Raw genomic sequence first — 16,916 nt, forward strand, 5'->3', positions numbered from 1 at the left:
AACACAAAGGAAACGATATGTCAGTCACCATCTTTCACAACCCTCGCTGCTCAAAAAGCCGACAAACCCTATCTCTACTAGAGGAAAAAGGTGTTCAACCTGACGTTGTGAAATACCTCGATACACCACCGACGGTTGAGAAGCTTAAACAGATTTTTGAGCAGCTCGAGCTAGAAAGCGTACGTGCGATGATGCGTACCAAGGAAGATATCTATAAACAGCTTAACCTAGCCGACCCAGCGCTTACAGACGATCAACTTTTCCAAGCTATGTTTGAGAATCCAAAGCTGATTGAGCGCCCTATCGTGATCAGTAACGGCAAAGCCCGCCATGGCCGCCCACCAGAGCAAGTGCTAGAGATCCTGTAATGGCTTGCCAGATTCTGGTGTTGTACTACAGCCGTCATGGTAGCACTCAGCGTTTAGCTAGAGCCATCGCTCGTGGCGTTGAGTCTGTTGATGGCTGTGAAGCTATCCTGCGTACAGTACCCGAGCTTAATACGAGCAGAGAAGAGTCGGGCGATATCAATGTCACTATCTCCGAGCTTAAAGCATGTGATGGTCTCGCCATGGGCAGTCCTGTGTGGTTTGGCAACATGGCAGCACCTCTCAAACACTTTTGGGATCAAACCACCAGCTTGTGGTTAAGTGGCGATCTTATTGATAAGCCAGCTTGCGTATTTACTTCTTCCTCATCAATGCATGGTGGACAAGAAAGTACTGCAATGAGCATGATGTTACCGCTGCTTCATCACGGTATGATGATTATGGGTATCCCATACAGTGAACCACAGTTGCACTCGACCACAACAGGAGGCACCCCCTATGGCGCATCTCATGTTGCCAACTCAAGTGTTCAGCTCAGTGATGATGAACTTGCACTCGCCTCTGCGCTAGGGCAACGATTAGCTTCTACGGCATACAAGCTCAAGCACAACTAGGTATCAGGGATTAGGTACAACAATGACTAGCAATACTTTAATCAACACCGCTAACATGCGAGTCTTCGCTCTGTCGGCAAACTTTGCCTTGTTATGTTGGGTTGGGCTTTGGCATGGCTTTTTATCGCCACACCCACACATCAACCCTATTGCTCTCACCGTAGCTTGGATGATTCCGCTATTACTGCCGCTGCCTGGTATTTTGGCGGGTAAGCCCTACACTCATGCTTGGGCTAATTTTGTTTTAATGCTCTATTTTTTGCACGCACTGACTTTGCTCTATGCAGACGAAGGGGAACGTTGGTTAGCAGCCGTTGAACTTGTTTTGACCAGCTTGGCATTTGTCGGTAATACCGTCTACGCGCGCCTCAAAGGTAAGGAGATGGGTCTCAAGTTGCCAAGGCTCTCTTCCGTGGAAAAGAAAGAGCGCGAACGGTTTGGCAAATAAGCAAACATTTGAGATTAAAAAAGGAGGCTAACGCCTCCTTTTTGCTAGGTTTTTCTAGTACAACCATTCAAATCGTAATGCTGGACCCATTGGCTGAGCAACGTCAACTGAAGGTGCTTGCACGCTTTCAGATACAAGGGTCTCAGTACTCACCTCACCGCTCGCATCTAGCGCATTATCTTGCGGCAGTGAACCATCTGTTGTCTCAGTCATCTCTGTTTCTGGTGCTACAACTTGGTTATCTTCCATCGCGATTTGCTCTGATTTCTTCACTAAACCCAATCTAAGCACCTCTTCCTCGAACGACTCAAGCGAGCCAAGTAGAGAGACTCGCACAGCTACTTCATCGCCATTGATCTCAGCAACATCAACTTTAGCTGTAGACGCTAAACGGCCTAATGCGCGTTCTAGTGTGAAGAAAGCATCGGCGCTGCTAATACGCGAGAAAGACACGGTAACCATACCAGCACTTTCGCCCAGCACGGTTGACGCGTTTTGAGCTGCGTAGTAGTCACTGATTTCGTCTATTGCTGTCGCAACAGCCAACTCACCAGAGGTTGAACCTGTAACTGGCGCCAAGGTGTTTTTGCCGAGTTTATCCGGCGTTTGGTCATACAAAGTATAACGAAGGCTGTTGCCCTGAAGACGAATTACAGCAACTGCATCAACAGGATAACGCAAACTTGCCTGTGCAATAGGTTCTACAAAGCCACCCCAAAGGTCGGTCGTTTGAACGCCAGTAATGTCGTCGAAGTCACCGATTGGAAAAGTCAGTGGCAAACCACGACGGTTAGCTTCCTTTTTCAGCTGATTGGCGTTCGCGGAGTTGGTGTGCTCCCATACGATAGAGCGGTCATAACCGTTATCTTCAACAAGCCATACCATCACGTTTTTACGCTCTACCGGCCACGATGACAAATCAGCCTGAGTGAGCAGTGTATTGATTTGCTGACTATTAAAAGTCAGGCGCATTGCTTGTTGCCCATCAACCTGGGTATAGCCAAGTTGAGTAATGTATTGTGAGCTTTTGCCTAGTGCCTTTTTGACTACTGGGTTTGTTGCCGCACTTGAGTCACCACTTGCTTTCACCAACACATCCAACATACCTTGCTGGCGAGCGAGTTCATCAGCATTCGGCTGCTCTGAGTCCACAACGACCTCGGTCGAATAGATATCGACTTTTGTCAACGCATACGCTGGCAAAGCACACGCAGCAGCCAACAACAAAGCTAAATAACGCATAAGCATCCTAAATTACAAACAGATAAGCCGAAATGATAAGCAAGTATGGGATTTGGAGCAAGCTCACTGCTTCAAGGTTTGGTCAATATGTGTTTTTACTCAATACCATTGGCGGATCCAATACTAATAGCGCCAAGCTATTGAGATTTATCCAACAAAAATCTAGCAATATTTAAATAGATCATTAAGTAAACGATTGCGAAGTGTTAGAATCCTGCACGTTTTGCTTACTCTTTTTTGACTTGCTTGGAAAAACATTATGAAAACGATCTTACAAGGCTCGCAAATGCTGTTCGTCGCATTTGGCTCCTTGGTACTCGTACCTCTTCTAACTGGACTTGATCCTAACGTTGCACTGTTTGGTGCTGGTGTCGGCACGCTATTGTTCCAATTGGTGACTCGTCGCAGTGTGCCTATCTTCCTAGCGTCTTCGTTCGCCTTCATTGCACCTATTATGTTTGGTGTGCAAACTTGGGGTGTCGGCGCGACCATGGGTGGCTTGATGGCTGCTGGTATCGTCTATGTACTCATGGGCGCTGTGATCAAAGTGAAAGGCGTTGAGGTTATCCACAAATTACTGCCACCTGTTGTTGTTGGGCCTGTGATTATGGTTATCGGTTTGGGTCTTGCACCTGTTGCGGTAAACATGGCGCTAGGTAAAACAGGCGATGGTGCAGTACAACTTATCGATGGTAATGCCGCGCTTTGGATCTCTGCGATTTCACTTCTGGTCACTATCAGTGTGAGTGTGTTCGCCAAAGGCTTCCTGAAGCTACTACCTATCGTAAGTGGTATCTTGGCCGGTTACGTGACGAGCTTATTCTTTGGTGTTGTAGACTTTACACCTGTCGTTCAAGCGTCTTGGCTATCACTACCCAACTTCACTGCACCAGAATTTAATATCAATGCGATTCTGTTTATGCTTCCTGTGGCCATCGCTCCTGCGGTTGAGCACGTGGGTGATATGCTCGCCATCTCGAACGTAACGGGCAAAGACTACTTGAAGAAGCCTGGCCTTCACCGCACGATTACAGGTGACGGTGTGGCAACGATCGCAGCATCAATGGTTGGCGCGCCACCGAATACTACATACAGTGAGGTAACCGGCGCTGTTATGCTGACTAAAGCCTTTAACCCAGTGATCATGACTTGGGCAGCGGTGACGGCAATCGTACTGGCACTTGTTGGCAAGCTAGGTGCTATTTTGCAGACGATCCCTGTCCCGGTGATGGGCGGCATCATGATTCTGCTGTTTGGTTCTATCGCGACAGTAGGTCTAAACACACTTATCAAGAACAACGTCGATCTTCACAAGTCGCGTAACCTAGTGATTGTTGCTATCACGCTTGTATTTGGTATCGGCGGCATGGCATTTGGCATCGGTGACTTCAGCCTTCAAGGTGTGAGCCTATGTGGTATTGTGGCAATTATTCTTAACCAAATCTTGCCAGATGACCTAGGTGAGAACAAAGTGGTTGATAATGCGCAGATGGAAGATTAATTCCTCAGGCACAAAAAAAGGCTGACACACTGTCAGCCTTTTCTATATGCGCTAGCTAATCGGTAATTATTGAGTACCGAAGATCTTATCGCCTGCATCACCTAGACCAGGTACGATGTAGCCTTTGTCGTTTAGGCACTCATCGATAGCTGCTGTGTACATCTCAACATCTGGGTGTGCCTTCTCAAGCGCTTCGATACCCTCTGGCGCAGCAACAAGAACCAATACTTTAATGTGCTTACAGCCTTTTTCTTTTAGTAGGTCAATCGTTGCAATCATTGAACCACCTGTTGCCAGCATAGGGTCAACAACTAGAGCAATACGCTCGTCGATGTTAGACGCTAGCTTGTTGAAGTAAGGTACAGGCTCAAGTGTTTCCTCATCACGGTAGATACCAACCACACTGATACGCGCGCTTGGCATGTGCTCAAGTACACCGTCCATCATGCCAAGACCAGCACGTAGGATTGGCACTACAGTCACTTTCTTACCTTTGATTTGGTCAATCTCTACAGGACCATTCCAACCTTCGATCGTCACTTTCTCAGTTTCAAAGTCTGCAGTCGCTTCATACGTCAACAGGCTACCAACTTCAGTGGCTAGTTCACGGAAACGCTTTGTGCTGATGTCCCCTTCACGCATCAAACCCAATTTGTGTTTTACTAGAGGGTGTTTAACTTCAACAACTTTCATGTCCAACTCCGGCTAAATTTTACAAAACCTGCAAATTATACATGGTTTCTTTCACTATTTCAGTCAGCAATGTGGCCAAAATGCCCTTTGTTAGCACTAAAAGTCGATCTAGCCACGTCAAATCAACAGATTAGCTATCTCGGAAAATAGTTTGTATTTTCTTACGCAAACGTTTTCCTTTTTGTTTAAACCCCTGTTAGAATAGCGCCGCTTTTCACATCCATTTATTTATCGAGGACTGTCCCGTGAGCGGAAACAACACTTCCCTAAGCTATAAAGACGCTGGTGTAGATATTGATGCAGGTAACGCATTAGTTGACCGTATTAAAGGCGCGGTTAAGCGCACTCGTCGCCCTGAAGTAATGGGAGGCATCGGTGGATTTGGTGCTTTATGTGAGTTGCCAACAAAATACAAAGAGCCGGTACTTGTTTCTGGTACAGACGGTGTTGGCACAAAACTACGCCTAGCACTAGACATGAACAAGCACGACACTATCGGTATCGACCTTGTTGCTATGTGTGTGAACGATCTTATCGTTCAAGGTGCAGAGCCACTATTTTTCCTAGATTACTACGCAACTGGCAAACTAGATGTTGATACCGCTGCAGACGTAGTTTCTGGTATTGCTGAAGGCTGTGTACAAGCTGGTTGTTCACTAATTGGTGGCGAAACAGCAGAAATGCCAGGCATGTACGAAGGCGAAGATTACGACGTCGCTGGCTTCTGTGTTGGTGTCGTTGAGAAATCTGAAGTTATCGATGGCACAAAAGTAGCCGCAGGTGATGCACTTATCGCTGTTGGCTCAAGCGGTCCACACTCAAACGGCTACTCGCTTATCCGTAAGATTCTTGAAGTTTCTGGCGCTGATAAGAACGAAAAGCTAGGTGAGCGCACCATCGGTGAACACCTACTAGAACCAACAAAAATTTATATAAAATCAGCTCTGAAAATGATCGCTGAGCACGATATCCACGCTATCTCTCACATCACTGGCGGCGGTTTCTGGGAAAACATCCCACGCGTACTGCCAGAAGGCACAAAAGCAGTTATCGACGGTAACAGCTGGGAATGGCCTGCTATCTTCAACTGGCTACAAGAGAAAGGCAACGTTGATACATTCGAAATGTACCGTACTTTCAACTGTGGTGTAGGTCTAATCGTTGCTCTACCTAAAGCGCAAGCTGACGCAGCGGTTGAGCTTCTAAAAGCTGAAGGCGAGAACGCTTGGGTAATTGGTGAGATCGCGACTGCAGAAGCTGGTGAAGAGCAAGTAGAGATCAATTAATTTCATGAAGAATATCGTTGTTTTAGTTTCAGGGAATGGTACTAACTTGCAGGCAATTATTGATGCCTGCGAGTCGACTATCACAAATGCTAAAGTCCGTGCTGTTTTCTCTAATAAAGAATCCGCATTTGCACTAGAACGTGCTCGCAAAGCTGGCGCCGAGGCAGAGTTCCTTGACCCTAAGCTAAGTGAAACACGTGAGGCATTTGATGCTGAGTTGATGCGCCGTATTGATGTACACAATCCAGATCTTTTGGTGCTGGCTGGCTACATGCGAATCTTGAGTGGTGAGTTCGTTCGTCACTATATGGGTCGAATGATTAACATTCACCCTTCGCTACTGCCTAAGTACCCTGGTCTGAATACGCACCAACGTGCTATCGAAAACTGCGATGAGCACCACGGCACCAGCATTCACTTTGTGACTGAGAAACTTGACGGTGGTCCTATCGTACTTCAGGCAAAAGTACCTGTATTCGATGACGATACCGTTGAAACACTAGAGCAACGTGTTCAGAGCCAAGAGCATAAGATCTACCCTCTTGTCGTTAAATGGTTTGTAGAAGACCGTTTGCAAATGGATGGCAGTAGAGCCCTACTTGACGGCATTGCCCTTGGACCACAAGGTTACGCTGATAAGTAAGCGCATTGACCTGTGAATGAATTAAAAAAGCGAGTGACTTGTCACTCGCTTTTTCTGTTTTAGAGAGGCTCAGTCGGTGCCTGGCTTTTCGGTTTCACCTCGGCAAATGGAACATCGGCCAGATCATCGACATTCGATGCAACCAGCTCACCAAAGTGGAACAAGTTGTACTCCCCTGGCTTCATGCGATGCCACGTCTCATTGCCGGTTAGTGGCTGGGTCGCGACGACCGACACGATATCATTTGGCGTCGTCTCTTCTTGGAAGTTGATTGTGACATCTTCGTCTAACAAGGTCGCTTTGCCGAAAGGCGCTTTGCGCGTAATCCAGTAGAGATGGTTGGTACAGTAAGTCATAACAAACTCACCATCACTCAGCAGCATGTTATACACGCCCAGCTCTCTCAACTCGTCACAACACTCTGCCACATAGGCAAACATTGCCATCAGATCTTGAGGAGGCTCTGGGAAGCGTTGCTCCAGCTTTTTTAACAACCAACAAAACGACAGCTCGCTGTCCGTCTCCCCGACTGGGCGAAAATGACCCGTTTCGAGGTGCTGATAATCACTTAGCTGGCCATTATGTGCGAAGGTCCAATAACGCCCCCACAACTCGCGCGTGAAGGGATGGGTATTCTCAAGATTCACTTTGCCACGATTCGCTTGGCGAATATGACTCACTACCGCCTTACTTTTAATCGGATAGTTTTGTACCAACTCTGCAATCTTGGAGTCGCAGCTTGGTTGTGGATCTTTAAAGGTGCGAAAACCTTTACCTTCATAAAACGTTATGCCCCAGCCATCCTTGTGCGGACCCGTATTGCCCCCACGCTGAATCAAGCCAGTAAAGCTAAAACAAATATCTGTTGGCACATTGGCGCTCATGCCAAGCAATTCACACATTGAGTTTCCTACTCTTTGGTTCCGATCATTGAGAATAACAGTGCGTTGTTATTCCATTTCTTTTTCAACAAGCTGAATAATGATGTGGATGATTTTAATGTGTACTTCTTGGATACGATCTGCGTAGCCAAAGTGCGGTACACGAATTTCAATGTCAGCTGCACCCGCCATTTTACCACCATCTTTACCCGTTAGAGCGATGGTTTTCATGCCTTTCGCTTGAGCAGCTTCAATCGCTTTAAGGATATTCCCTGAGTTGCCCGATGTTGACAAGCCAAATAGCACATCACCTGAGCGACCTACGGCTTCTACGTAGCGAGAGAACACAAAGTCGTAACCGAAGTCGTTACTCACACAAGAAAGGTGGCTAGGATCAGAAATTGCGATACCTGCGTAACCTGGACGGTTTTCACGATAACGGCCAGTTAACTCTTCTGCAAAGTGCATAGCATCACAGTGAGAGCCGCCGTTACCACAAGACAATACTTTACCTTCTTGTTTAAACGAGTCAGCGATCATCTTTGCTGCAGCTTCAATCTGAGCGATGTTGTGATCGTCACTAAGGAATTTGTTTAGTACTTCAGCAGCTTCGTTAAGCTCATTTCTAATCAAGTCTTGGTACATAGGTTTATTCTCTTTGTTTTTGCGACATACACCTGATGTCTGTTCTATTTGAGTTTACCTATAAACCCGTAACTCTGTCGATAGACGTAACCCTACCTGTTCATCGAATTGAGAAATATTGTCAATCAACGCACAAATATGCACATGGACTGCGTTTCCGCTTGCTTAATTTAGCACCAATTAGAGTAATTACTTTTCAGATTTTACATTTGTGCAATATTTGAGTTACAATTATCACTGGTACGACCTCTTACCTTACATACAACAATATGAGTCGAACCAAAACAACCATTGCGTAAAACAACAATAAGTACCCAGATAAAGGAACCATCATGGACATCTTGCTCTCACTCGTCGCCTTACTTGGCGCTATTGGTATTAGCTTTTATCAACGAGCGTCATTGGCAAAATCCCTTCTGTTTATCACCGCAGCTATGGTGCTAGGCACGCTACTAGGCGTGTTTGGTGCGATTATGTGGGCGTTATATGTCGCAACTATTGCTATGTTGTGTGTCCCTGCAATCAGACAATCACTGGTGTCAGCAAAAGCACTAACCCTGTTTAGAAAAGTGCTTCCTGCTATGTCTCAAACAGAAAAAGAGGCACTGGATGCCGGTACCGTATGGTGGGAAGCAGAACTATTTAAAGGCAAACCCGACTGGCAGAAGCTGCAAAACATCACGCCTTCAAAGCTGACAGAAGAAGAACAAGCGTTTCTTGATGGTCCAGTCAATGAAGTGTGTGCAATGGTCAATGACTTCCAAATCACCCATGAGCTTGCCGATTTGCCACCTGAAATTTGGCAATACCTAAAAGACAACAAATTCTTCGCCATGATCATCAAAAAGCAGTATGGCGGGCTTGAGTTCTCTGCATACGCTCAGTCTTGTGTACTGCAAAAACTTTGCGCCGTTTCAACAGTCTTGTCTTCAACCGTAGGCGTACCAAACTCCCTTGGTCCCGGTGAGCTACTGCAACATTATGGTACTGAAGAGCAAAAAGATTACTATCTACCAAGGCTTGCAGTGGGCAAAGAGATCCCATGTTTCGCACTAACCAGCCCTGAGGCTGGCTCAGATGCAGGCTCGATTCCTGATTTTGGCATCGTCTGCAAGGGCCAATGGGAAGGTAAAGAAGTATTGGGCATGAAGCTGACTTGGAACAAGCGTTATATCACGCTTGCACCTGTAGCGACTGTGCTTGGTCTTGCTTTCAAACTGAGAGATCCTGATGGTCTATTAGGCGATGCTGAAGATCTTGGCATTACCTGTGCGCTTATTCCAACTCATCTTAAAGGCGTTGAGATTGGTAATCGTCACTTCCCACTTAATGTACCGTTCCAAAATGGTCCTACTCGAGCAAACGAGCTGTTTGTCCCGATTGATTTCATCATCGGTGGTCAAAAGATGGCTGGCCAAGGGTGGCGCATGCTCGTTGAGTGTTTGTCAGTAGGTCGTGGTATTACCTTGCCTTCAAGCTCAACGGGTGGCATCAAAACAGCCGCTCTGGCGACTGGCGCATACGCTCGTATCCGCCGTCAATTTAAACAACCTATCGGCCACATGGAAGGCATCGAAGAGCCATTAGCACGCCTTGGCGGTAACGCTTATGTAATGGATGCCGCGAGCCGCCTAACCGTAACTGGTATTGATTTGGGTGAGAAGCCATCGGTTATCTCGGCAATTGTTAAGTACCACTGTACACACCGTGGCCAACGCAGCGTCATTGATGCGATGGATATTGTTGGTGGTAAAGGTATCTGCTTGGGTCCATCGAACTTCCTAGGTCGTGGCTATCAAGGTGCGCCGGTTGCGATTACCGTTGAAGGCGCAAACATTTTGACTCGTTCAATGATCATCTATGGACAAGGGGCGATTCGTTGCCATCCATACGTCCTTGATGAGATGGAAGCTGCTCACTCATCTGCTTCAGATGCTGTGGACAAGTTTGATAAGGCATTAGCAGGTCACGTTGCCTTTACTATCAGTAACTTGGTTCGCAGTTTTTGGCTTGGTCTCACTGATGGTCGCGGCTCAGCAGCGCCACATAAAGACGCAACGACGCGTTATTACCAGCAGCTTAACCGCTACAGCGCTAATTTAGCTCTTCTTTCTGATGTATCCATGGCTGTACTAGGTGGATCACTGAAACGTAAAGAGCGTCTGTCGGCACGTCTTGGTGATATCCTAAGTCAGCTATACCTAAGCAGCGCAACGCTAAAACGCTATGACGCAGAAGGTCGCAACAGCGAAGATTTACCGCTACTGCATTGGGGTATGCAAGATAGCTTGCTACAAACGGAGCAGGCTCTTGATGACTTCTTAGCGAACTTCCCGAACAAAGCGATTGGTCGCTTGATGCGATTCATTGTGCTGCCATTTGGCACGGTGCGTAAAGCCCCTTCAGACAAGTTAGATAGCCAAGTCGCTCGCATCCTACAAACGCCGAGTGCGGCTCGAACTCGCCTTGGCTATGGTCAATACCTCGAGCCAACTGAGCACAACGCTGTAGGACGAATCGAACAAGCGCTTGATATCATTCTTCGCGCTGAGCCAGTCTTTACTAAGGTATGTAAAGCACTAGAACAGCGTCGTCCTTTCACGCAATTGGACAAAGTCGCCACGTTAGGTCTAGAGAAAGGTATCATTACTCAAGAAGAGGCAAACTTACTCACTACGGCAGAGGCGCATCGTCTGTACACGATTAATGTGGATGACTTCTCCCCTGAGGAACTCGCCGCAAAGCCAGTTTACCCAGCGATGGAAGAAGTGGCTTAACACCTTCAAACCATTAATGCAAAAAGCCAGCTAGAGTTCATCTTGCTGGCTTTCTTGTGCTTATAAGGTGTGAGCTTAATTAACCTGGCATCTTTAATTGCATCTCAGGTAACGACGCTTTCGCCACCTTTCGACGCCTCAATAGCCACCAGGTGAGACCACCGACAATCAAAAGTATGAGGTTACCGGCAGCAATCGCAATTATCGCCTTTTTACGTACTTCTTGCCTATGCGCCAGTATTTGGGCTTCCTGCTCAGCCTTCTTACGTGCTTCTCGCGCCGCTTGCTGCATCTGTTCTGCCTTTGCTAGATCAATTGCCCCTACTACACTGAAAGTTCTATCGGGCAAGTCAAACACTAGGGCTCTTCCAGATGCGGCTTCATTTGCGTAGACATGTCCCGACCAATGATACGTTCCGATCTGATGGCGATCGTTAAACTGAATCAGCATCTCGTTTTCATCACGACCTGCTTGGTGCTGAACGATGCTCTCTGTTTCATCTGGCTCTTGAAGCTCAATCGAGGCAGCAAGTGACCCCGCTTCAATGGTGGCCGCCTCCCCTCTCACCTGCACGCGGTGCGGGACATCACCCTCACCTTGTAAAAAACGAGTAACGAACGGAGTGGGATAAACAAACACTTCTTGCTCAAGTGCTCGCAAGAAAACCCCGTTTCCGGTGGTAATTCGAACATTGTACTTACCAGGTTCGATAGTTATCGGCAGCTCAACCGTGAAGATGCCATCTCCTGCCCGCTCATCCAGACCCTCGCCATTATCGAGGAACTCACCAATAACAATAGGAACAGGCGCGACTTTCGCCGTTGCTTGCGCTTGCTCCTCTAGATAGCGAGTCATAACAACGCGAAGGTTCACTCGGTCTAGGATATTTTCAACGATGAGTGGTTCATTATCCGTCATCAAGCGAGCGGTAAACTTTAGCTTCTCACCCTGATAGATGCGCTGCGGTAGGGTTTCTGCTTGTAACGTCAGCTGAGAGATAATCTGAATATTGTTCTTAGGCGTCACCTTACCAATTGCTTGCCAGGGCCCTGGCATCGGGCGCTCGATGGTAATCACGTCTACCGTCGGTTCTTCTATCCAACGAACGTGTGATGGGTGGCGCCATGCGTAATATTTTTTGCCATCGGGTCTGACCAAGGTTACTGGCTTAGAACGGTCTTCTCTATAAACCAAAAAAGTAATTCGGTCGACGGTTTCATCCACACGAAACCGATTATCGAGAAATGGCATTGAGGACTCACTCGCGATTGCACCGACCGTCAGCGATAGCCACACCGCTATCGCTAGCATTATCCTCTGCATGTTTCTCTCCTACTGACGCCAGAGACAACTGCCGCCTTTTTCAACGATATCTAAACGCGCATTGTGCGCATCTATTTCATCGGCAGAAGCGACCAAAACCTTTAATGATTTTCGTGAGGATGTGAGACGCTTAATGGATTCGCCACCAGCATCGCCATCAGATTGACCAGCGTTGAACTGCATCGACGTCTGTCCACCAGTCATTGCAAGGTAAACATCGGCCAAGATCTCGGCATCGAGCAATGCCCCGTGGAGAATACGAGCAGAGGTATCGATCGTGTAGTGTTTCGCCAAAGAGTCTAGATTTTTCCTAGCTGGCATGTTCGCCATGCGTTTTGCCATGGCGAGGGTATCGGTAATCTTGCAGTACTGCTCGGTCTTACCAATAGATGCATCCAGCATACCAAACTCATGGTCCATAAAGCCCACGTCGAAGGGCGCGTTGTGGGCAACCAGCTCGGCACCTTTGATAAACTCGAGGAACTCTTCATGTATCTGTTTGTAGAGTGGCTTGTCTAACAAGAACTCATCCGTAATACCGTGAACGTCAATCGCGTCAGGCTGGATCGCCATGTCTGGTTTGATATAGACATGGAAATGTCGACCAGTCAGTTTTCGGTTAATGATCTCAACCGCACCGATTTCAATGATTCGATGCCCTTGGTAATGCGGACCACCCTCTCGGTTCATACCGGTTGTTTCGGTATCGAGTACGACGATTCGGCGCTGTTCTGGATTGTGACTGGTATTCATGGCGTTTTGTATGTCAGACTATAAAGATAAACTCTCAAGACTCTATAGTATCAAATCATGACGAAGCAGGTTGAAATTTTCACTGATGGTTCCTGTTTAGGAAACCCAGGCCCTGGTGGCTACGGTATCGTACTGCGCTATAAGCAAAACGAAAAGACCCTAGCAAAGGGCTACACGCTAACCACCAACAATCGAATGGAGATGTTAGCCACTATCGTTGCGCTTCAAGCACTTAAGGAGCCTTGTGAGGTCATATTGACCACAGATAGCCAATACGTTCGCCAAGGCATCACACAATGGATCCATAACTGGAAAAAACGTGGCTGGAAAACAGCTGACAAGAAGCCAGTAAAAAACGCCGACTTATGGAAAGCGCTTGATGCCGAAACAGCAAGACACTCTATTGATTGGCGCTGGGTAAAAGGTCACGCAGGGCACCGCGAGAATGAGATGTGTGATGAACTCGCACGTGCAGCCGCAGAAAATCCGACCGAAGAAGATACGGGTTACCAGCCGAGCTAGCTCGACTGTTTTTTATCCACCGTTCGATAACTGACGCTTGCGGGCGTCAGTTTCTTTTTAAGACGCCAGTGCGGCTTAATTGGTTTTAGCGGGTAGGTACGCTTTCTAGCAACAATAAAGTACAAGCTCCCCATCGGTGATGCCCAATCACCAATACTGCTCTCAAGCCAGGTCCACATCGTCCTGTAGCGCTTCATCGGAAACAGCGCGTAGGTATCCGCGTAAACCACCTGATAGTTAAGTACCCCCAGCCAGTCTTTAATTCGACCAGGTGTAAACATTCGCCCGCTCCACGGAAAGTTATTTTTTCGCCAAGGCATCAGGCTCGCTAAGCCAGTAAAACTCATGGGATTAAAGCCGGTAAGAATTAAATAACCATCGTCCATCATTACGCGATCGACTTCGCGCAGCATTCGATGAGGGTCTTCGGCATACTCTAGCTGATGAGAAAGGATAATCGCATCAAAACTCTTTTCTAAAAATGGCAATTCGTAGCGGTCAGCGATAACATTGTGAAGAGGGTTTTTAAGATCAAGATTGACTTGATGCTGAATATTGCAATTGCAGCTCGTTAACTCGCAGCTCAATCCACCAAGCTTTAGTAGGTGGTAGCCAAATAGCTTAGGGCACCATTCGTCGAGGCGAGTTTGAATCGACTCGGACACCCATTGCCCATTGGCGAGTTCATCCCATGAATGAGGATGGTCGACTTTTTTCTTGCTGCGAGCTGGTTTCATATTCGGGCGATCTCCCAAACCGAACTGGAGAAACAACAATGTTACATATCAAAAGCATACCTGCATTTAATGACAATTACATCTGGCTTATTCAAAATAACCAAAACTTGTGTGCTGTCGTCGATCCAGGGGATGCAGAGCCGGTTATCGACTATCTAGAACGCCACGATCTTGAGCTGGTCACTATCCTCGTGACTCATCACCACTGGGACCATACGGGCGGAATTGAGAAGCTGGTAGAGAAGTATCCTTCTATTAGTGTTATTGGTCCTGAACACTCTTCAACCGAACATCTGACTCACCGAGTATCGGAAGGCCATCGCATCAACCTATTCCAAGAAGAGTTTTTAGTTTTAAATTTACCGGGGCACACGCTCGACCATATTGGTTATGTCGGTGATGGTAAGCTTTTTTGCGGTGACGTGCTCTTTTCAGCAGGTTGCGGACGTATCTTTGAAGGCACACCAGAGCAAATGTACAACTCGCTACAAAAACTCACCCTGCTTCCCGAAGAAACGGAAGTGTACTGCACCCACGAATACACACTCAGCAATCTAGCGTTTGCTCTCGCCGTCGAGCCACACAATGAGTTTTTACATCAGTATCGCGATCAAGCCAACCAAAAACGAGCACAGGGGATTCCTACACTACCAACCTCAATCGCCGTTGAGAAAAGAATCAATCCATTCCTAAGAACAACCCAAACAGAAGTTGTGAGTTCGGTTGCAAATCGCAGTGTGAATAATGATCCACTCGCCACTTTTACCGCGCTTCGTGAGTGGAAGAACGAATTTTAACGTTTTGCTGCTTGTTTGACCCAACGCCTATTAGTATTATGCTCAACCGTTCAAGTAAGAGGTTGTAGCAAACACAATGCATAAGAAATACAGTTGGGCATTCGCCCTGTTGCTGGCTGGTTGTCAAATGACTCAGCCAGACTCAAGCAGCACAACAGAGCCTACCAACTCTCCTGCAGAAACAGCGACAACTACAACAACAAAGCCCGTTTCAGTGACCACTCCAGATGTAAAACAAGCACCGAAAGCGCTGACGCCTCAACAACAAGAGGATGTGTGGAAGCGTATCGCGATGCAGCTGGAGATGGAGATCCCAAACAATGCGAAAGTTGACTACTATCGCAAGTGGTACATCAAACATCCAAATCATTTAAAGACGGTGTCACAACGTGCACAACCGTTTTTATACCTGATCACGGAAGAAATCGAGGCTCGCGATCTACCGCTTGAGCTCGCGCTACTTCCGATTGTCGAGAGCTCATTTGATGCCTTTGCCTACTCGCACGGTAGTGCCGCTGGCTTGTGGCAATTTGTGCCTGCAACCGGCAAAGCGTTTGGTTTGGACCAAACTTATTGGTTTGACGGACGTCGTGACGTGACTCTATCGACCAATGCGGCGCTCGATTACCTAACCCAGCTAAATAATCGCTTTGATGGTAACTGGAACCATGCTATCGCTGCTTATAACAGTGGCGGCGGCCGTGTTTCTAGTGCTATCCGTAAAAACCGCAATGCTGGCAAACCGATCGACTTCTTCTCATTGGATCTTCCAAAAGAGACCAGTGGCTACGTACCAAAACTGCTAGCGCTCGCCGACATTCTGGCGAATGCTGAGAAGTATGGCGTAGAGATCCCACCTATTCCGAACAAGCCAGTGTTGGAGCTGATCGACCCGAACGAGCAGCTTGATCTTGCGATCGCAGCGAAATACGCGGGTATCTCGGTCAAGGAGCTACAAAGCTATAACCCAGCTTACAACCAATGGGCAACTGCGCCTGACGGTCCTCAAACTCTGTTGCTACCAATCGATAGCGTCGAGCAGTTCAATACTGAGCTTGAGAAAAACCGCGGTAAAGGCATGCGTTTAGTGCGTTATAAGGTTAAGTCAGGCGACTCACTGAGTGTCATCGCTCAGCGCCACCAAACCACGACAAACGTAGTTCGCAATGCGAACGGCCTGAAGAACAACAACATCCGTGCTGGTCAGTACCTGCTTGTACCTACCTCGACAAAAGATGACTCAACCTACAGCTTAAGCGCCTCAAACCGTTTAGCGAAAACGCAGTCAACGTCTCGTGGCAACTACAAAGTCACTCATCAGGTGAAAAGTGGTGACAGTCTGTGGTCTATCGCGAAAGCTAACAAGGTCTCTCATCAGTCACTAGCAAAATGGAACGGCATGGGTCCGCGCGATACCTTGCGTATCGGACAAGAGCTGGTTATCTGGAAAAATGCCAGCGACGGTGCAGTCATTCGCACGGTTTTCTATTCGGTACGCAGTGGCGACACCATTAGTGGTATCGCACAGAAGTTCAAGGTTCGTACTAACGACGTCGTTAAATGGAACAGCCTGCAGAAGAACAAGTATCTGAAGCCGGGGCAGAAGCTGAAGTTATATGTGGATGTCACCAAGACAAGCGCATAGTGACTTTCACAGTAATAAAAACCAGTCTTGAGACTGGTTTTTTTATGGCTGGAATCTAGCACCGATACCAATTTCTATCGGT

The 16,916-nt window shown here is 47.4% G+C and carries 17 protein-coding genes; 10 read left to right on the forward strand and 7 right to left on the reverse strand.

The window, feature by feature from the left end:
* Window positions 1–17: 17 nt before the first annotated feature.
* From arsC to J4N45_RS14935, 3 genes are read left to right on the forward strand one after another with little or no spacing between them, the layout of a single operon-like run.
* A complete protein-coding gene (arsC, locus tag J4N45_RS14925) occupies window positions 18–368 on the forward strand; it encodes an arsenate reductase (glutaredoxin) (protein WP_252012200.1) in 351 nt (116 codons plus the stop codon).
* Complete coding sequence (wrbA, locus tag J4N45_RS14930) at window positions 368–940, forward strand: NAD(P)H:quinone oxidoreductase (RefSeq protein WP_252012202.1); 573 nt, start codon at window positions 368–370, stop codon at window positions 938–940. Before arsC ends, wrbA begins: the two co-directional genes overlap by 1 nt.
* Before the next feature lie 22 nt (window positions 941–962).
* Complete coding sequence (locus J4N45_RS14935; RefSeq protein ID WP_252012204.1) at window positions 963–1,388, forward strand: DUF2069 domain-containing protein; 426 nt, start codon at window positions 963–965, stop codon at window positions 1,386–1,388.
* A gap of 54 nt (window positions 1,389–1,442) precedes the next feature.
* Here the strand turns inward: J4N45_RS14935 and J4N45_RS14940 are convergent, their stop codons facing one another.
* Window positions 1,443–2,630, reverse strand: a complete 1,188-nt coding sequence (locus J4N45_RS14940; protein WP_252012206.1) for a DUF2066 domain-containing protein — start codon at window positions 2,628–2,630, stop codon at window positions 1,443–1,445.
* A 259-nt stretch (window positions 2,631–2,889) separates the two neighbouring features.
* Here J4N45_RS14940 and J4N45_RS14945 point away from each other — a divergent pair, with 259 nt between their 5' ends.
* Window positions 2,890–4,131, forward strand: coding sequence for a uracil-xanthine permease family protein (locus tag J4N45_RS14945; protein WP_252012208.1), 1,242 nt, complete (start codon window positions 2,890–2,892; stop codon window positions 4,129–4,131).
* 66 nt (window positions 4,132–4,197) lie between these two features.
* Here J4N45_RS14945 and upp read toward each other — a convergent pair whose 3' ends face one another.
* Window positions 4,198–4,824, reverse strand: coding sequence for a uracil phosphoribosyltransferase (gene upp, locus J4N45_RS14950; RefSeq protein WP_252012210.1), 627 nt, complete (start codon window positions 4,822–4,824; stop codon window positions 4,198–4,200).
* A gap of 245 nt (window positions 4,825–5,069) precedes the next feature.
* Between upp and purM the strand changes: the two genes are divergently transcribed.
* A complete protein-coding gene (purM, locus tag J4N45_RS14955) occupies window positions 5,070–6,110 on the forward strand; it encodes a phosphoribosylformylglycinamidine cyclo-ligase (protein WP_234495327.1) in 1,041 nt (346 codons plus the stop codon).
* A gap of 4 nt (window positions 6,111–6,114) precedes the next feature.
* Window positions 6,115–6,753: a phosphoribosylglycinamide formyltransferase gene (gene purN / locus J4N45_RS14960; RefSeq protein ID WP_042473772.1), complete on the forward strand. Its 639-nt coding sequence runs from the start codon at window positions 6,115–6,117 to the stop codon at window positions 6,751–6,753.
* A 59-nt stretch (window positions 6,754–6,812) separates the two neighbouring features.
* Here the strand turns inward: purN and J4N45_RS14965 are convergent, their stop codons facing one another.
* Window positions 6,813–7,655: a class II glutamine amidotransferase gene (locus J4N45_RS14965; protein ID WP_252012212.1), complete on the reverse strand. Its 843-nt coding sequence runs from the start codon at window positions 7,653–7,655 to the stop codon at window positions 6,813–6,815.
* Between the two features lie 48 nt (window positions 7,656–7,703).
* The gene (gene lpcA, locus J4N45_RS14970; protein ID WP_128648969.1) at window positions 7,704–8,279 is read right to left on the reverse strand and encodes a D-sedoheptulose 7-phosphate isomerase; all 576 of its coding nucleotides are present in this window, start codon (window positions 8,277–8,279) and stop codon (window positions 7,704–7,706) included.
* A gap of 332 nt (window positions 8,280–8,611) precedes the next feature.
* Here lpcA and fadE point away from each other — a divergent pair, with 332 nt between their 5' ends.
* Complete coding sequence (fadE, locus tag J4N45_RS14975) at window positions 8,612–11,056, forward strand: acyl-CoA dehydrogenase FadE (RefSeq protein WP_252012214.1); 2,445 nt, start codon at window positions 8,612–8,614, stop codon at window positions 11,054–11,056.
* A gap of 79 nt (window positions 11,057–11,135) precedes the next feature.
* Here fadE and J4N45_RS14980 read toward each other — a convergent pair whose 3' ends face one another.
* Together J4N45_RS14980 and dnaQ are read right to left on the reverse strand one after the other, a co-directional pair.
* The gene (locus J4N45_RS14980; RefSeq protein ID WP_252012216.1) at window positions 11,136–12,380 is read right to left on the reverse strand and encodes a TIGR03503 family protein; all 1,245 of its coding nucleotides are present in this window, start codon (window positions 12,378–12,380) and stop codon (window positions 11,136–11,138) included.
* A 9-nt stretch (window positions 12,381–12,389) separates the two neighbouring features.
* Entirely contained in the window at window positions 12,390–13,133 is a 744-nt protein-coding gene (gene dnaQ / locus J4N45_RS14985) for a DNA polymerase III subunit epsilon (protein ID WP_252012218.1), read from the reverse strand.
* Window positions 13,134–13,190: 57 nt separating this feature from the next.
* Here dnaQ and rnhA point away from each other — a divergent pair, with 57 nt between their 5' ends.
* Window positions 13,191–13,655 carry a ribonuclease HI gene (gene rnhA / locus J4N45_RS14990; RefSeq protein WP_042473763.1) on the forward strand — a complete coding sequence of 155 codons (465 nt, stop codon included), beginning with the start codon at window positions 13,191–13,193 and terminating at the stop codon, window positions 13,653–13,655.
* On the opposite strand, the gene J4N45_RS14995 is transcribed toward rnhA, so the two are convergent.
* Window positions 13,652–14,392, reverse strand: a complete 741-nt coding sequence (locus J4N45_RS14995) for a class I SAM-dependent methyltransferase (RefSeq protein WP_252012220.1) — start codon at window positions 14,390–14,392, stop codon at window positions 13,652–13,654. The two genes, rnhA and J4N45_RS14995, sit on opposite strands and share 4 nt — an antisense overlap.
* A gap of 38 nt (window positions 14,393–14,430) precedes the next feature.
* On the opposite strand from J4N45_RS14995, the gene gloB reads away from it, so the two are divergent.
* Together gloB and J4N45_RS15005 are read left to right on the forward strand one after the other, a co-directional pair.
* The gene (gene gloB / locus J4N45_RS15000; RefSeq protein ID WP_252012222.1) at window positions 14,431–15,189 is read left to right on the forward strand and encodes a hydroxyacylglutathione hydrolase; all 759 of its coding nucleotides are present in this window, start codon (window positions 14,431–14,433) and stop codon (window positions 15,187–15,189) included.
* 76 nt (window positions 15,190–15,265) lie between these two features.
* Complete coding sequence (locus tag J4N45_RS15005; protein WP_252012225.1) at window positions 15,266–16,834, forward strand: LysM peptidoglycan-binding domain-containing protein; 1,569 nt, start codon at window positions 15,266–15,268, stop codon at window positions 16,832–16,834.
* Window positions 16,835–16,916: the final 82 nt, after the last annotated feature.

Origin of the sequence: Vibrio sp. SCSIO 43140 (assembly GCF_023716585.1) — a bacterium.
GTDB lineage: Bacteria > Pseudomonadota > Gammaproteobacteria > Enterobacterales > Vibrionaceae > Vibrio > Vibrio maritimus_B.

What these genes read in the sequence shown, in the direction of transcription:
- arsC (WP_252012200.1), top strand. Translation starts at nt 18, where the DNA reads ATGTCAGTCACCATCTTTCACAACCCTCGCTGCTCAAAAAGCCGACAA.
- wrbA (WP_252012202.1), top strand. Translation starts at nt 368, where the DNA reads ATGGCTTGCCAGATTCTGGTGTTGTACTACAGCCGTCATGGTAGCACT.
- J4N45_RS14935 (WP_252012204.1), top strand. Translation starts at nt 963, where the DNA reads ATGACTAGCAATACTTTAATCAACACCGCTAACATGCGAGTCTTCGCT.
- J4N45_RS14940 (WP_252012206.1), bottom strand. Translation starts at nt 2,630, where the DNA reads ATGCGTTATTTAGCTTTGTTGTTGGCTGCTGCGTGTGCTTTGCCAGCG.
- J4N45_RS14945 (WP_252012208.1), top strand. Translation starts at nt 2,890, where the DNA reads ATGAAAACGATCTTACAAGGCTCGCAAATGCTGTTCGTCGCATTTGGC.
- upp (WP_252012210.1), bottom strand. Translation starts at nt 4,824, where the DNA reads ATGAAAGTTGTTGAAGTTAAACACCCTCTAGTAAAACACAAATTGGGT.
- purN (WP_042473772.1), top strand. Translation starts at nt 6,115, where the DNA reads ATGAAGAATATCGTTGTTTTAGTTTCAGGGAATGGTACTAACTTGCAG.
- J4N45_RS14965 (WP_252012212.1), bottom strand. Translation starts at nt 7,655, where the DNA reads ATGTGTGAATTGCTTGGCATGAGCGCCAATGTGCCAACAGATATTTGT.
- lpcA (WP_128648969.1), bottom strand. Translation starts at nt 8,279, where the DNA reads ATGTACCAAGACTTGATTAGAAATGAGCTTAACGAAGCTGCTGAAGTA.
- fadE (WP_252012214.1), top strand. Translation starts at nt 8,612, where the DNA reads ATGGACATCTTGCTCTCACTCGTCGCCTTACTTGGCGCTATTGGTATT.
- J4N45_RS14980 (WP_252012216.1), bottom strand. Translation starts at nt 12,380, where the DNA reads ATGCAGAGGATAATGCTAGCGATAGCGGTGTGGCTATCGCTGACGGTC.
- dnaQ (WP_252012218.1), bottom strand. Translation starts at nt 13,133, where the DNA reads ATGAATACCAGTCACAATCCAGAACAGCGCCGAATCGTCGTACTCGAT.
- rnhA (WP_042473763.1), top strand. Translation starts at nt 13,191, where the DNA reads ATGACGAAGCAGGTTGAAATTTTCACTGATGGTTCCTGTTTAGGAAAC.
- J4N45_RS14995 (WP_252012220.1), bottom strand. Translation starts at nt 14,392, where the DNA reads ATGAAACCAGCTCGCAGCAAGAAAAAAGTCGACCATCCTCATTCATGG.
- gloB (WP_252012222.1), top strand. Translation starts at nt 14,431, where the DNA reads ATGTTACATATCAAAAGCATACCTGCATTTAATGACAATTACATCTGG.
- J4N45_RS15005 (WP_252012225.1), top strand. Translation starts at nt 15,266, where the DNA reads ATGCATAAGAAATACAGTTGGGCATTCGCCCTGTTGCTGGCTGGTTGT.